This window comes from Streptomyces sp. NPDC107581 (genome assembly GCF_055657175.1).
On record NZ_JBVKBH010000044.1, the window covers coordinates 1 to 13,303 of the forward strand.

The window sequence follows — 13,303 nt, forward strand, 5'->3', positions numbered from 1 at the left end:
GATGCCCTGCCACCGGGGATCGGTGGCCCAGCGCTGCGCGAGTTCCTCGGCCGCCTGCGTCCTCGCCTCTGCCATGACTGTCACGTCTCCTCGGTGCGTTGCGTCTGCCAATTCCGAGCCGCTCCGACGTCGGATGGGCACTGCGTGTCAATTTCTGGAGTGCGGCCCGCCGTCACCCTGGGTGGGTGAAGGTGAGCAATGCTGCCGGTGTAGTCACCGCCCGTGCCGGGATATCCGACGTCAGGGCATGAATCGCGCCCCCGGTTCGGGTTGTGGCTGCCGGATTCGGCGGGCCGCACTAAGACTCTGGCACTGGCACTGAGTGCCATCAAGCATGGATGCTTGCCAAGTTCTGCGAATCTTCCCGGCGGTTATTGCCAATCTTGCGAAGACCGGGAAGGGTGGTGCTTCCTTTACGCTGACCGGGTCGGATACCCGGTATGGAGGAGTGGTCGGTGAGCAAGACGTATGCGGGGGCTCGGCTTCGACGGCTGCGGGAGGACCGCCGCATGAGCCAGGCCGACCTGGCCCGTGTGCTGGGCATCTCACCGAGCTATCTGAACCAGATGGAACACGACTCCCGCCCGCTCACCGTTCCCGTGCTGCTACGACTGACCGAGGCGTTCGGCGTCGACCCGGGATTCTTCTCCGAACGCGACGCGAGCCGGCTGGTGGCGGACCTGCGTGAGGCTCTGGCCGGAGAGATCGCTGAGGCCCGTGTCTCTGCCGCGGATCTGGCCGATCTTGCATCCCGTCTGCCCTCGGTCGCCCAGGTCCTGCTCGACCTCGGCCGTCGCAACCAGCAGCTGTCCGAGCGTCTGGTCGGGGCGGCGGACGGCCGCGACGGCGACCGGGGGATGGTGTCCTCACCCCACGAGGAGATCCGGGACTTCTTCTACCGCCGCCAGAACTACCTCCACGACACCGACCTCGCGGCCGAGCGACTCGCCGAGGAGATCGGCATCTTCCCGGGCGAGGTCATCGGGGCCCTCACCGTCAGACTCGCCAAGGCACACGGCATCCATCTGGCCGCCGAGCCCGGTGACCAGTTGCACCACTACGACGGGAGAAGCCGCACCCTCCATCTGTCCCCGCGGCTGCGTCCTGGCCAGCGAGCCTTCCGCATGGCGACCCAACTGGCTCTCCTGGAACACGGCGAGGGCCTCGACCGGTTGGCGGCCGAGGACTTCCCGTCCGGCTCGCCGGCCCACGCCCTGGCCCGGATCGGCATCGCCAACTACTTCGCGGCAGCCCTGATCCTGCCGTACGGCGCCTTCCACGCGGCCGCCGAGGAGGTGCGCTACGACATCGAACGCCTCACCGACCGCTACGGCCTCGGCTACGAGACCGTCTGCCACCGCCTGAGCACCCTCCAGCGCCCCCGCCTGCGCGGAGTGCCCTTCTCCTTCGTCCGCGTCGACCGGGCCGGCAACATGTCCAAACGCCAGTCCGCGACCGGCTTCCACTTCTCCCGCGCCGGTGGCACCTGCCCGCTGTGGAACATCTACGAGGCGTTCACGGCTCCCGGCCGCATCCACGTCCAGATCGCCGAAATGCCCGACGGACAGCGCTACTTGTGGACCGCCCGCGCCGTCACCCGGCACCGCGGCGGCTGGGGCGAACCCGGCAGAACCTACGCCATCGGCCTCGGCTGCGAGATCCGCCACGCCCACCGTGTCGTCTACTCCGACGGCCTCGACCTCGCCAACGCCTCCGCCGCCACCCCCATCGGCATGGGCTGCCGCGTCTGCGAACGCCTCGACTGCTCCCAGCGGGCCGCGCCCCCGCTCGGCCGTCCGCTTCTCGTTGACCAGAACAGCAGCACGTTCGTGCCGTACCCGGTCGAGGGCGGCAGCGGGCCCAGGTGATCAGGGAGAGGGGGCCGGCGGGGCGAGCGCGAGGACGTGGCTTCTCCGCTCCACCTCTCGGTGAGAGGCTCCTGCACTTCAGCCGCCATGCCGGACGCCGCTCGGCGCGGCTTCGACCCGGACCGCGTCGGCGCCGGCGCGGACCGTGTGCACCCTGACGGCCCAGGCGTCCGACCTGGCCGGCAGAGCCCAGTCGTCCGCACGTGTCTCGGCGAACCCCGGACCCGGGCCGACGATCACCTGCGAGGGATCGACGCCGTCGGCCACCAGGACTTCCATCGCCCGGCTCTGTGCGTACCGCACTGGAGAATCCCGGTTCAGCGCACACGACCTCGCGGTTTGAGTGGCACAGCCGGCAGCTCCGGCGCAGGCAACGGATCCCCGTCGTACCCCTTCACTTCCCCGAATCGCGTACCGCTCATCCAGTCCTCGCGGGCCTGTGTGATGTCGTTCTGCGTACGCCCGACGAAGTTCCACCACATGATCAGCTCCTCGGCGAACGGCTCGCCGCCGAGCAGCATGAGGCCGGCGTCCGACTCGGCGCGCAGCGGGAGTTCGGTGCGGCCGCAGCCGAGGTAGAGCATCGAGCCCGGCACGACCGGCACGCCGTCCACGTGCACCTCGCCGGACATGGCCAGTACGCCGTACTCGAAGTCGGGTTCGAGCGGCAGGCGGACGTCGGCGCCCCGGGTGAGCGCGAGGTCGGCGCCGACGATCGGCGTGAACGTCGTGCCGGGGGAGGCGGAGCCGTCCAGGGCGCCGAGAACGACCGTTGCGGTCAGGCCGGGTGCGGCGACCGTGGGGAGGTCGGGATGGTGCTCGAACTTCGGCTCGGTGTGCCGGTGTTCGTCGGGCAGCGCGACCCACAGCTGGGCGCCGTGCAGGAAGCGGGCGTGCGGTTTCGGGCTCTCCTCGGAGTGGCTGATCGCCCGGCCCGAGGTCATCAGGCCCAGCTCCCTGGGCCGGATGGTCTGCAGGCTGCCGGTGGAGTCCCGGTGCAGCACCTCGCCCTCGTGCAGCCAGCTGACCGTCTGCAGTCCGATGTGCGGATGGGGCGGGACCTGCATGCCCGGCTCGTCGGCGATGTCGTCGGGGCCGTAGTGGTCGACGAAGGCCCAGGCGCCGATCATGCGCCGGCCGAGGTTCGGCAGCAGCCGGCGCACCTCGGTCGATTCACCGAGTCGTACACGACGGGGGCTCAGCAGTTCACGGACGGGCTCGGCGACGACGAAGCCGCGGCCGCCGCACACACTGGGCACGGGCGCGCGGTCAAGGTTGCTCATGCCGCCCAACCTAGCGGCCGGCCGTCGCCGTTGCCGAGTGCGCGGAGGGTGTGGTGCGAGCGTTCGGAGGACAGGAAAAGCCGGATCTTTCTTGGTTAAGTCAATCAACTGACTTACATTCGGGGGGAGTACGCGGACCGTGTCCCCCCGATGGAGGCCCGAACCATGACCCAAGCACACACCCGGCCGGCCGAGGCCGGGGAGTCCGCCATACCGCGGACGAACGTCGTCGTCGCGGTGCTGGCCCTCGGCGGGATCGTGGTCTCGCTGATGCAGACCCTGGTCATCCCGATCGTGCCCGAGCTGCCGAAGCTGCTCGACGCCCCCGCCTCCGACGCGGCCTGGGCGGTCACCGCCACGCTGCTCGCGGCGGCCGTCGCCACGCCCGTCATGGGCCGGCTCGGCGATATGTACGGCAAGCGTCTGATGCTGCTGACCAGCCTCTTCATGCTGGTCGTCGGCTCGGTCACGGCCGCGCTCAGCGACACCCTCGTCCCGATGATCGTCGGCCGGGCGCTGCAGGGTCTGGCCTCCGGTGTCATCCCGCTCGGCATCAGCATCATGCGTGACGAACTGCCCGCCGAGCGGCTCGGCTCCGCCACCGCCCTGATGAGCGCCTCCCTCGGCATCGGCGGCGCCCTGGGCCTGCCCGCCGCCGCGCTCATCGCCGACCACTTCGACTGGCACATGCTGTTCTGGACCTCGGGCGCGCTCGGTGCGGTCGCCGCCGTACTCGTCCTGCTGCTGGTGCCCGAGTCGAAGGTGCGCACCGGCGGGCGCTTCGATCTGATCGGTGCCCTGGGCATGGCGGCGGGGCTCGTCTGTCTGCTGCTGGCCATCTCCAAGGGCGCCGACTGGGGCTGGGGCAGCGGCACCACCCTGGGCCTGTTCGCGGCCGCCGTCGTCGTGCTGCTCGCCTGGGGCTCGTACGAACTGCGGACCGGTGAACCCCTGGTGGACCTGCGCACCACTGCCCGCCGCCAGGTCCTCGTCACCAACCTGGCCTCGGTCGCCTTCGGCTTTTCCATGTTCGCGATGTCCCTCGTCCTTCCGCAGCTCCTGCAGTTGCCTCGGGCGACCGGATACGGTCTGGGCAAGTCGCTGCTCGACGCGGGCCTGGTGATGGCCCCGACCGGCCTGGTGATGATGGCCATGGCGCCGGTGTCCGCGCTCATCTCCCGCAAGTGGGATCCGAAGGTGACGCTGATGTGCGGCGCGGTGATCGTGGCCGCCGGGTACGGCCTCGGCATCGTGATGATGGACGCCGTATGGCAGCTCATCGTCGTCTCGTGCGTCATCGGCGCGGGCATCGGATTCGCCTACGGCGCCATGCCCGCGCTGATCATGGGGGCCGTGGCCCCGTCCGAGACGGCCGCCGCGAACAGCCTCAACACCCTGATGCGGTCCATCGGCACCTCGACGGCCAGCGCGGTCGCGGGCGTGATCCTCGCCCAGCTGACCACCACGTTCGGTACGACGCCCCTGCCCTCCGAGGACGGCTTCAAGGTCGTCATGGCCGTCGGCTCCGGAGCGGCCGTGCTCGCCCTGCTCGTGGCCGGGTTCATCCCGCGCAGGCCGGTGCCGGTCCGGGAGATGCCGGCCGGTGCCGGCGTCCCCGCCCCGTCGGCGGAGCCCGTGGCCGCCGTGCCCCGGGAGGAGCCGGCCGGTGCCGTGCCGGCGCCCGCGGCGGGCGGCGGGACACCGGTGCGCGGCCGGGTGCGCGGCGCCGACGGAACCGGTGTCGGCCGGGCCGCGGTGACCCTCGTCTCCCTCGGCGGCCGGCAACTGGGCCGGTCCCTGGCCGACCACGACGGCTCCTACGCCATCGAGGCGCCGGGCACCGGGACGTACGTCCTCGTCGCCTCCGCCGAGGGCCGCCGTCCCCGGGCCACGACCCTCGTCGTGGGTGCGGACCCCGTGGCCTACGACCTGCTGCTCGGGGGTGCCAGTGGACTGGCCGGTCTGGTGCGTGCGGCGGACGGCGGGGCGCCCGTCGCCGGAGCCGTGGTCGTCGTCACCGATGTGCGCGGGGACGTACTGGCCGGCGGGGAGACCGACGGCCTCGGGGAGTTCGCCCTCGCCGACCTCGTGCCGGGGCCGGTCACCCTGGCCGTCAGCTCCCCCAAGTACCGGCCGCTCGCACTGTCCGTGGAGATCTCCGGCCACGGCATCACCCGCGTCGAGCCCGAGCTGCGGCCCGGAGCCCGGGTGCGCGGCACGGTGCGCGGCGCCGACGGACCGCTGGACGAGGCGCGCGTGACACTGGTGGACGCGGCGGGCAACGTCGTCGCCACGACGACCACCGGCGGCGACGGGGCGTACGCCTTCTCCGACCTGGACGGCGGCCCGTACACGGTGATCGCGGCCGGCTATCCGCCGCGGGCCGCCACCGTGACCGTCTCCGGCGACATCGAGGACCACGACATCGAACTCGCCTACCCCGGGGCGTAATCGAAGTCGCCCACCCCGAGGCGTAATCGAACTCGCCCACCCCGGGGCGTAGTCGACCGGAGCGCCCGGAGCCTGCCGGGTCACGGCACCGAGGATCTCGGGGACGGCCGGGCGGTGGGCGGGTGGACGGCGCTGGGGACCGGTGACGGGGTGCCGGTCGTCGGTCCGGGGGAGCGGGCCGGTTCGGCGGGGCGGGCCGGGCCGCTCCGGACGCTGAAGAACACCAGCACCGCCACCGCGGCCAGCGCGAGCAGGCTCAGCGCGACCCGGCGCACCAGCACCCGGTGCGGGTGCAGGGTGGCGGTCGGCGGAGACAGGGGCCGCAGGTCGGCCGGGCCGACGGACTGCGCCCGTGCGGCCAGGGCGGCTTGTAGCCGCTCCTCGACCGGCGTCGGCGCGGTCCTGGTACCGGATGCGTTCATCGCAGCCCCTCCAGACGTCGGCCGAGGGCGTCCAGGGCCCTGCTGGCCGTGGACTTGACGGTGCCCCGTGACAGACCGAGCGTCGCCGCGATCTGGGCCTCGGACAGGTGCGACCAGTACCGCAGGACCAGCACCTCCCGCTGACGCGGCGTCAGCGTCCGCAGTGCCGCCAGCACCTCCCGGTGGTCCTCGTGGAGCAGGACGTCCTCCTCGGGGGCGGGCATGTGCTGCTCGCGTTCGGGCGTGTGCGCCCGTACGGTCCTGCGCCGCCGCAGAACCGAACGGGCCGCGTTGACGACACTGGTCCGCAGGTACGCTTCCGGGTCGTCCAGCGAGCCGAGCCGGTGCCCGTGGCGGCGGAACAGCGCGGTGAAGGCGTCCTGTACGACGTCCTCGGCCGTGGGTACGTCGTCGACCAGCAGCACCGCCAGGCGCACCAGCGGCAGCCGCCGGTGGTGGTACAACTCCTCGATGCCGGGCGGGCGTTCGGGGCCCGGAAGCCCCGCGGTGCCGGTGCCGGCACTGTTGCCGTTGCCGTTGCCGGGTGGTGCCGGGTCGGCCGCCGTGCCGACGCGCACACGCGCGAGGACGCGGGTCCACAGGGCGTGCGCGAACCTGCGCCAGGGCGGGGCGGAGCGCGGCGTGCCGGCCCGCTCCCAGGGCAGGGCCGCCGTCGGCGGTGTGGCTGTCGTCATGGGTCTCCCGGCCGCGTGTGCGGGGAGCCGCACCGGCGACTCCCCGCACACGCGGCATCCCTCAGTCAGTGCTGCTGCGGAACCGGCGAAGGCGTGGCGTACGCGGTCGCGGGCACCGGAGTCGGCGACGCCGTCCGGTGGCCGTGGCGCGGCGCCGGTACGGGTGCCGGGGCGGACGGGACCGGTGACGGGGTGCCCGAGTGCGGGGCGGACGGAACTGGTGAGGGGGTGGCCGTGTGCGGGGCCGACGGGACCGGAACAGGGGTGCCCGTGTGCGGGGCGGACGGAACCGGCCTCGGCGCTGCCGTGCGGGCCGGGGCCGGGGTCGGCTCCGCGTGGCCGCCCGCGGGCGTGGGAGTGGCGGTGGCATCGGGCCGGGAGGTGGCGTGCGTGCCGCTCTGGGAGGCCTGTGCGGTCACGGCACCGCCGACGGCCAGCGCCGCGCCGACGGCGGAGACCCCGAGGGCGGTGCGCAGCCTGCGGATGCGGCGGGGGATGCGGTGTGCGGACATGGGTTCCTTCGGTTGCTCGGGTCGGTCGTACAGGGGTGAAGTGGAGGCCTCCACCCCGACAGACGTCCGGCCCCGGGCGAGGTTGCAGGCGACGGCCGACGAATTTTCCGCTCGGGTCGGCGGGCGCCGCCCAGTGTCAGGGCCGCCCCGCCGCCCAGCGGCATGGGCCGCCTCGGCCCAGCCGTCTCAGCAGTTCCTCGGCGACCGGTCGCTGCGGCCGGCCGGGCGCCCGGCCCGGCAACCACGGAGCCCCGTCAGCCGGCCCCTGCGGTCCACTCCGGTGCCAGCACCGACCAGATCTCCTCGTCGTGCCGCTCTCCCCGGTACAGGTAACTCTCCTTGAGCACACCGTCCCTGCGCATGCCCAGCCGCCGGGCGACCGCGATGCTCGGGGCGTTGTGCGGCGACACCCACCACTCCACACGGTGGATGCCCCGCTCCCGGATCGCCCAGTCGATCAGCACCCGGGCGGCCCGCGTCACCAGGCCCCGGCCCACCGCCGCCGGCTCCAGCCAGCAGCCGGCCTCGGCGGTGCCCCGGGCCACGTCCATCCGGCGCAGGATCACCGCCCCGACCAGCGTGCCGTCGTACCGGATCCCGCGGATGCGGCCCGCGTCGGCGGCCTCCTTCTCGGCGTACGCCTGCAGGAACGCGCGGCTGGACGCCAGGTCCGTGACCACGTCCGGCAGCCCGTTGAACTGTCCGATGAACTCCCGCCCCCGGTCCACATGGCCGAGGAACTCCCCGGCCTGCCAGGGACCGAGAGGGCACAGCTCGGCGCCGTCGTCACCGAGGGGGATCGCGTACATGGCCACCTTCGGGTGGGTGAGCAGGGCATCTGGTGCGCCAGCCTACGGTCGGCACCCTCCCCGATCCCGTTGAGGGCCCCGGGCCACCGGACGCGGCGGGGCGTCAACTCGGCTCGGCAGCGCGGTGGCCCGCTCCGGAAGCGGCCGCAGCGGCGGGTCCACGGGCCCCTCCGCCGCGACGGGTGCTGCGCTCGTGGCCGTCACCGTGCCAGAGTAAGCGGCGGCGATCGTGACGACCTGACCACGGAGGGTGCTCATGCAAGCGGTGAACACGGCGTTTCTGCTCGGTACGGGGCTCTTCTGGACCGCCGCGTACGTGCTGCTGATCCGCACGGGGCTGCGGGAACGCACCTTCGGGATGCCCGTCGTCGCGTTCGCCACCAACATCAGCTGGGAGTTCATGTTCGCGTTCGTACGGACCCCCGGCGGGGTCATGCACGTCATCAACATCGTCTGGTTCTGCTTCGACCTCGCCATCGGCTACACCGTCGTACGCTTCGGACGGGCCGAATTCCCTTACCTCCCGGACCGGTTGTTCCTGCCCGCGCTGGCCGCCCTGCTCGCCCTCGCCTACCCGGGCATGAACTACGCCTCGGAGCAGTTCGACCAGGGCGTCGGAACGATCACCGCGTTCGGCAGCAACCTGGCCATGTCCGGCATGTTCCTGGCGATGCTGGCCGCACGCCGCAGCACGCGCGGCCAGTCCCCGGGCATCGCCGTGACCAAACTGCTGGGCACCGCCTGCGCCTCATTCGCGCTGCTCACCGACCCCGACGGCGATCCGCGCTACGACAGCGCCCTCATGTACTACCTCTGCATCGGCTGCTTCCTCCTCGATCTGGCCTACGTGTACGCGGTGTTCGCCGTGCGGCGCGCCGAGCGGACCTCCCCCTCGGTCGAGGTGCCCGCCCAGAGCGCCCTCCAGCACTGATCGCCGGCCCCGGTGCAGCCCGACGCCGCCACCTGAGTGTTCGTGGGTGGTGCTGAAGCCCGCCACGTCCGGGCGGCGGCGCGCCACCCACCGGCAGCTGCACCACCGCGGTGCTTCCCGCCGCGTCCGCCGAGAGGGGCGTCGGCAGGTGGCAACGTTGTCGCAGGGTGTGGGTCGCCTCGGATGGCGGCCCCGGCGGGCCGGACCGACGATGGAGGCGTGGGGTACGGTCGCCGTCGCAGCGCCGGTGCCGTCCGAGGCCGCCGGGGCACGGAGGCCGGCCCCGGCCGCGGTGAGCGGCCGGACGGGAGGACACCGTGATGCTGGAAGTGAAGACGGTCGACAAGCCGGACGAGCGGCGTGACTTCCCCCGCGGCCACCTCGAAGCGCTCCATCTGACCGGGCTCGACTTCGCGGTGGGCACCTTCGAACCGGGCTGGCGCTGGTCGGAGTCCGTGGCGCCGATCGCGGGCACCGCGAGCTGCATGGTCCACCACAACGGATTTGTGCTCCAGGGGCGGATGCACCTGCGCATGGACGACGGCGGCGAGGCGGAGATCGGCCACGGCGATGTCTTCGTGTGCCCGCCGGGACACGACGCCTGGGTCGTGGGCGACGAACAATGTGTGGTGCTCGACTTCGCGGGAGGCATGGCCCAGAACTACGCGCGGGCTCAGGAGGCATGAGGATCCACGGTGCCCCGCGGTGCGTACGGCGCCGCGGGGCACCCGCACGACCGGCCCCTCGGCGGCGATGCCGTGCCGGCGCCCGCCGTGCCATGACCGTCCGCGCGGCGGCGGATGTGTTCCTCCACTTGCTCGGCAACCCGGACACGGTCCGGAACCACGGGATCGGGGTGGGCAGGACCGCCGAACGGCCTGGCGAGGCCCGGTGTGTGGCGTCGGTGGCCGACGGCGAGACCGGCCAGGCCCTCGAACTGCTCCGGGGCACCGCGGTGGTCAACACCTGGAACTCCCGCCGGGCGGGCGTGCTGTCCTGGCTCGGTTGGTGCCGTGAGCGCGGCGAGGCCCACCTGCGGGAGAAGACGCTGTGGCGGATGCTCCACGAGAGCGCCGGGCGGGCCGAGAAGGTCCTGGGCGTCAGAATCGAGGAGGTGGCCTTCGCCGGGCGCTGGGCAGTGCTCAGGGCTGGATCCGGCGCGAAGGCCGGAGGTCTTCCGGAGGCGTTCCGTAGGTCCGTCGCGGCGCCGAGCCGGGTGCGCCCTCGCATCCGTCAGAAAATAGTAGCCATGGATATAGTAGCCATGTAATCTATTCGCCATGAGCAAGGGTTCACCGGGCCCCACGCCCGGCTTCCTCGTATGGCGGCTCGCCAACAAGTGGCGAGTCGCGGTCGATCGCGCGGTGGCTCCGCTGGGCCTCACCCACGCGCAGTACTCACTGGTCGCGTCGCTGCACGGCATGCAGTGCGCCGGCGAGCGGCCCAGTCAACGCCGACTCGCCGACCACACCGGTCTGGAGGCGCTGTACGTCTCGAAGCTGGCGCGCGCCCTGGAGTCGGCCGGCCTGATCGAGCGCACCCGCGATCCCCGTGACCCGCGCGCCGTGCAGCTCGCCCTCACCGAGCAGGGCCAGGCCGTCACTCGGCGAGCCATCGCGGTGGTCCAGGAGCTGCTTCAGCAGTTGCTGGAGCCGCTCGGCGGCCTCGACGCCCCGCGGACGCGCGCGTTCACCAACGAACTGACGACCCTGCTCGACGCACCTCTCGCTCCATCCCTACCGAACGACGAGAGCATTCAGGGGACAACACCATGACCACCACCGCACCCGTCGCCGACGCCCGCGCCCTCGGCCTGGCCCACTACGCCGCCCGCGGCGTTCTGGAGCACGTCCTGGCCCGGCACGGCATCACGTTCCAGCAGCAGATCGCCCTGCGCGCCGCCGTCACCGCCGACGCCCCGCAGACGCCGGACGATCTCGTCACCGGGATCCGCGGCTCCCTCAAGGCCGATCCGGCCGACATCCGCGCCGCTCTCGACGAGCTGCTGGCCAAGCAGCTGCTCGTCTCGGACGGCGCGTACCTTCGCCCCGCGGCTGCGGGGCATGAGCTGATCGCCGCCGCCGGCGCGGAGACAGCCCCCATCAGCGCCCGCATCTGGGGCGGGATACCCGCCGAGGACCTGGCCGCCGCAGGCCGCGTCCTCGCCCTGGTCACCGAGCGCGCCAATGCGGAGCTTGCGGCGCTGACCGCCTGACCGCCCGGCCACCTGATCGAGCCGATCGAGGACCGGCCGGGACACCGGCGGGGGCGGGTGAGGTGGCTGCGGAGGAGCGCGGACGGCCCGCTTCCCGTCCCTCCTCACGGGGCCGGCCCCTTGACATCGCGGCGCCTGTTGTGGCTGTTCAGGGCGGTGCATGGGCCTTTTTGACCCTCCGTCATAGTGGGCGCCATGGACTATGACGTAGTGGTGGCCGGAGGCGGCCCGGTCGGACTGATGCTGGCCTGCGAGCTCCGGCTCGGAGGCGCGCGGGTGGCCGTCCTGGAGCGCCTCACCGAAGTGAATCCGACGATCAAGGGCGGGGCGATCACCACGCCCAGCGCCGAGGCGCTCTACCGCCGGGGCATGCTGCCCGCGCTGGCCGAGGTGCAGCGGCAGGCGATGGACCGCTTCCAGGCGTTCATACGCGAGCGGAGCGGCGGGGACGGAGGCGGGGCTGCAGGCCAAGGGCTCGGGATCGTCGGGCACTTCGCCGGGATCATGCTGCGCGCCGACCTGGTCGACCGTAGGGAGCCGGGCCTCGGCGACGCCGGACCCGCCGCCGAGATCGCTTTCGTGGCGCAGCAGGACATCGAGCGGCTGCTCGGCGAGCGGGCGGACGAGCTCGGCGTCGACGTGCGCCGGGGAGTGGAGCTGACCGGCTTCGACGTGGACGAGGAGGCCGTCACCGTGCGGACCGGCCACGGGGCCGTACGCGCCGGCTGGCTCGTGGGCTGCGACGGCGGCCGCAGCACGGTCCGCAAGCTCGCAGGGTTCGAATTTCCCGGTACGGAACCGGAGATCACCTGTCACCAGGCGGTCGTGGAGATGACCGGCGCCGAGGACCTGAAGGTCGGCTGGGCCGCCACGGACACCGGAGTGTACGCCCACGGGCCGATGCCGGGCCGCATCGTCACCGTGGAGTTCGACGGCCCGCCGGCCGACCGGGACGCGCCGGTCACCGCCGAGGACCTCCAGGCGCGGCTGCGCCGCGTATCCGGCGTGGACGTCACGATCACCGGGGTGCGGACCGCGACCCGCTTCACCGACCACGCCCGCCAGGTCACCGAGTACCGCAAGGGCCGGGTGCTGCTCGCGGGCGACGCGGCGCACGTGCACTCCGCGTTCGGGAGCCAGGGGCTGAGCCTGGGAATCGGGGACGCGATGAACCTCGGCTGGAAGCTCGCCGCGGTGATCGGCGGCCGGGCGCCGGAAGGGTTGCTGGACACGTACACCTCCGAGCGGCACCCGGTCGGCGCGTGGGTCCTGGACTGGACCCGGTCCCAGGTCGCGGCCATGCGCCCGGACCCGCAGTCCCGGGCGCTGCGGGAGATCGTCAGCGACCTGGCGGGGACGGTCGTGGGCACCACGTACCTCACCGCGCAGCTCAACGGTGCCGGAGTGCGGTACGAGCTGCCGGGCGAGCACCCGCTGACCGGCCGCAGCACCCCGGACCTCGAACTCACCGGCGGCGGCCGCCTCGCGGACCACCTCCACGGCGGCCGGGCGCTCCTGCTCGACCTCACCGACGACCCGGAGCTCCGGGCCCTCGCCGCGGGGTACGCCGGCCGCGTCGACACCCTGACGGCCGGCTGCCCGTCCCGCCCGGAACTGGCGGCGGTCCTCGTCCGTCCGGACGGCTTCACGGCGTGGGCGGCCGACGCGGGGGCGCAGGCGCCGACGTCGACGGCCGGGCTGGCGGAAGCGCTGGAGGAGTGGTTCGGAGTGCCGGAGGGCGCGGTGACGGCGGGCTGATCCGCCGCTCCGGCCGCCGTCCACGCCACCCGCGCTACGGACGGCCTGCCGCACCCGCCGCCGCGCACAGCCGCCACGCCGTCCGCCGGTGTTACGGCTCCCGGCCCCCAACGAGCCGGTGACCAGTGCAAACGTCACCGCCGGGACAGCCCCGGCGGTGACGGTCACCCGCACCGGGGTCACACCACTTCGGCCGCGTCCGGGGCGTGTAGCAAGCGCAGGCCGCCCGGCAGTTCGGAGAGCTGGAACGAGTACCGGCCGAGCATCTCCTTATCTGGACACCTTCGGGTGATGCCTGAATCGGTTCCGTGGCCGTGCGGGTACCGGTCTCGTTGGGCCATCCGAGTGCAGGCTTGGGG

General features: G+C 72.8%; 15 protein-coding genes. 8 read left to right on the top strand and 7 right to left on the bottom strand.

What is annotated here, in order from left to right; genetic code table 11:
* Positions 1-455 precede the first annotated feature (455 nt).
* Positions 456-1,868, top strand: a complete 1,413-nt coding sequence (locus tag ACZ7P3_RS42210) for a short-chain fatty acyl-CoA regulator family protein (RefSeq protein ID WP_472089995.1) — start codon at positions 456-458, stop codon at positions 1,866-1,868.
* A gap of 78 nt (positions 1,869-1,946) precedes the next feature.
* On the opposite strand, the gene ACZ7P3_RS42215 is transcribed toward ACZ7P3_RS42210, so the two are convergent.
* Both ACZ7P3_RS42215 and ACZ7P3_RS42220 read right to left on the bottom strand, forming a co-directional pair.
* Entirely contained in the window at positions 1,947-2,171 is a 225-nt protein-coding gene (locus ACZ7P3_RS42215) for a hypothetical protein (RefSeq protein WP_472089996.1), read from the bottom strand.
* Positions 2,172-2,185: 14 nt separating this feature from the next.
* On the bottom strand, positions 2,186-3,151 hold the full coding sequence (locus ACZ7P3_RS42220; RefSeq protein ID WP_472089997.1) for a pirin family protein: 966 nt from the start codon (positions 3,149-3,151) through the stop codon (positions 2,186-2,188).
* A gap of 165 nt (positions 3,152-3,316) precedes the next feature.
* Between ACZ7P3_RS42220 and ACZ7P3_RS42225 the strand changes: the two genes are divergently transcribed.
* Positions 3,317-5,602, top strand: coding sequence for an MFS transporter (locus ACZ7P3_RS42225; RefSeq protein WP_472089998.1), 2,286 nt, complete (start codon positions 3,317-3,319; stop codon positions 5,600-5,602).
* Between the two features lie 80 nt (positions 5,603-5,682).
* On the opposite strand, the gene ACZ7P3_RS42230 is transcribed toward ACZ7P3_RS42225, so the two are convergent.
* From ACZ7P3_RS42230 to ACZ7P3_RS42245, 4 genes are all read right to left on the bottom strand, one after another.
* On the bottom strand, positions 5,683-6,024 hold the full coding sequence (locus tag ACZ7P3_RS42230) for a hypothetical protein (RefSeq protein WP_472089999.1): 342 nt from the start codon (positions 6,022-6,024) through the stop codon (positions 5,683-5,685).
* Positions 6,021-6,719 carry an RNA polymerase sigma factor gene (locus ACZ7P3_RS42235; protein WP_472090000.1) on the bottom strand — a complete coding sequence of 233 codons (699 nt, stop codon included), beginning with the start codon at positions 6,717-6,719 and terminating at the stop codon, positions 6,021-6,023. Before ACZ7P3_RS42235 ends, ACZ7P3_RS42230 begins: the two co-directional genes overlap by 4 nt.
* Positions 6,720-6,784: 65 nt before the next feature.
* Positions 6,785-7,231, bottom strand: coding sequence for a hypothetical protein (locus tag ACZ7P3_RS42240; protein WP_472090001.1), 447 nt, complete (start codon positions 7,229-7,231; stop codon positions 6,785-6,787).
* Positions 7,232-7,485: 254 nt separating this feature from the next.
* Positions 7,486-8,040 (bottom strand): GNAT family N-acetyltransferase, encoded by a 555-nt coding sequence (locus ACZ7P3_RS42245; RefSeq protein WP_472090002.1) that lies wholly within the window; start codon positions 8,038-8,040, stop codon positions 7,486-7,488.
* A 256-nt stretch (positions 8,041-8,296) separates the two neighbouring features.
* Between ACZ7P3_RS42245 and ACZ7P3_RS42250 the strand changes: the two genes are divergently transcribed.
* The 6 genes from ACZ7P3_RS42250 to ACZ7P3_RS42275 all read left to right on the top strand — a co-directional run bounded on the left by ACZ7P3_RS42250 (position 8,297) and on the right by ACZ7P3_RS42275 (position 12,944).
* Entirely contained in the window at positions 8,297-8,971 is a 675-nt protein-coding gene (locus ACZ7P3_RS42250) for a transmembrane-type terpene cyclase (protein WP_472090003.1), read from the top strand.
* A 320-nt stretch (positions 8,972-9,291) separates the two neighbouring features.
* The gene (locus ACZ7P3_RS42255) at positions 9,292-9,657 is read left to right on the top strand and encodes a cupin domain-containing protein (RefSeq protein ID WP_472090004.1); all 366 of its coding nucleotides are present in this window, start codon (positions 9,292-9,294) and stop codon (positions 9,655-9,657) included.
* A 92-nt stretch (positions 9,658-9,749) separates the two neighbouring features.
* Complete coding sequence (locus tag ACZ7P3_RS42260; protein ID WP_472090005.1) at positions 9,750-10,241, top strand: hypothetical protein; 492 nt, start codon at positions 9,750-9,752, stop codon at positions 10,239-10,241.
* A gap of 10 nt (positions 10,242-10,251) precedes the next feature.
* A complete protein-coding gene (locus ACZ7P3_RS42265; protein ID WP_472090006.1) occupies positions 10,252-10,746 on the top strand; it encodes a MarR family winged helix-turn-helix transcriptional regulator in 495 nt (164 codons plus the stop codon).
* On the top strand, positions 10,743-11,186 hold the full coding sequence (locus ACZ7P3_RS42270) for a MarR family transcriptional regulator (RefSeq protein WP_472090007.1): 444 nt from the start codon (positions 10,743-10,745) through the stop codon (positions 11,184-11,186). The genes ACZ7P3_RS42265 and ACZ7P3_RS42270 overlap by 4 nt, the downstream gene beginning before the upstream one ends.
* A gap of 195 nt (positions 11,187-11,381) precedes the next feature.
* On the top strand, positions 11,382-12,944 hold the full coding sequence (locus ACZ7P3_RS42275; protein ID WP_472090008.1) for an FAD-dependent monooxygenase: 1,563 nt from the start codon (positions 11,382-11,384) through the stop codon (positions 12,942-12,944).
* A gap of 179 nt (positions 12,945-13,123) precedes the next feature.
* Here the strand turns inward: ACZ7P3_RS42275 and ACZ7P3_RS42280 are convergent.
* A partial coding sequence (locus tag ACZ7P3_RS42280; RefSeq protein ID WP_472090009.1) for a hypothetical protein occupies positions 13,124-13,303 on the bottom strand: 180 nt, incomplete at its 5' end.

Bases quoted from the DNA above. Each gene is read 5' to 3' on its own strand.
- ACZ7P3_RS42220 (WP_472089997.1), bottom strand. From the start codon at position 3,151: ATGAGCAACCTTGACCGCGCGCCCGTGCCCAGTGTGTGCGGCGGCCGC.
- ACZ7P3_RS42225 (WP_472089998.1), top strand. From the start codon at position 3,317: ATGACCCAAGCACACACCCGGCCGGCCGAGGCCGGGGAGTCCGCCATA.
- ACZ7P3_RS42230 (WP_472089999.1), bottom strand. From the start codon at position 6,024: ATGAACGCATCCGGTACCAGGACCGCGCCGACGCCGGTCGAGGAGCGG.
- ACZ7P3_RS42235 (WP_472090000.1), bottom strand. From the start codon at position 6,719: ATGACGACAGCCACACCGCCGACGGCGGCCCTGCCCTGGGAGCGGGCC.
- ACZ7P3_RS42240 (WP_472090001.1), bottom strand. From the start codon at position 7,231: ATGTCCGCACACCGCATCCCCCGCCGCATCCGCAGGCTGCGCACCGCC.
- ACZ7P3_RS42245 (WP_472090002.1), bottom strand. From the start codon at position 8,040: ATGTACGCGATCCCCCTCGGTGACGACGGCGCCGAGCTGTGCCCTCTC.
- ACZ7P3_RS42250 (WP_472090003.1), top strand. From the start codon at position 8,297: ATGCAAGCGGTGAACACGGCGTTTCTGCTCGGTACGGGGCTCTTCTGG.
- ACZ7P3_RS42255 (WP_472090004.1), top strand. From the start codon at position 9,292: ATGCTGGAAGTGAAGACGGTCGACAAGCCGGACGAGCGGCGTGACTTC.
- ACZ7P3_RS42260 (WP_472090005.1), top strand. From the start codon at position 9,750: ATGACCGTCCGCGCGGCGGCGGATGTGTTCCTCCACTTGCTCGGCAAC.
- ACZ7P3_RS42265 (WP_472090006.1), top strand. From the start codon at position 10,252: ATGAGCAAGGGTTCACCGGGCCCCACGCCCGGCTTCCTCGTATGGCGG.
- ACZ7P3_RS42270 (WP_472090007.1), top strand. From the start codon at position 10,743: ATGACCACCACCGCACCCGTCGCCGACGCCCGCGCCCTCGGCCTGGCC.
- ACZ7P3_RS42275 (WP_472090008.1), top strand. From the start codon at position 11,382: ATGGACTATGACGTAGTGGTGGCCGGAGGCGGCCCGGTCGGACTGATG.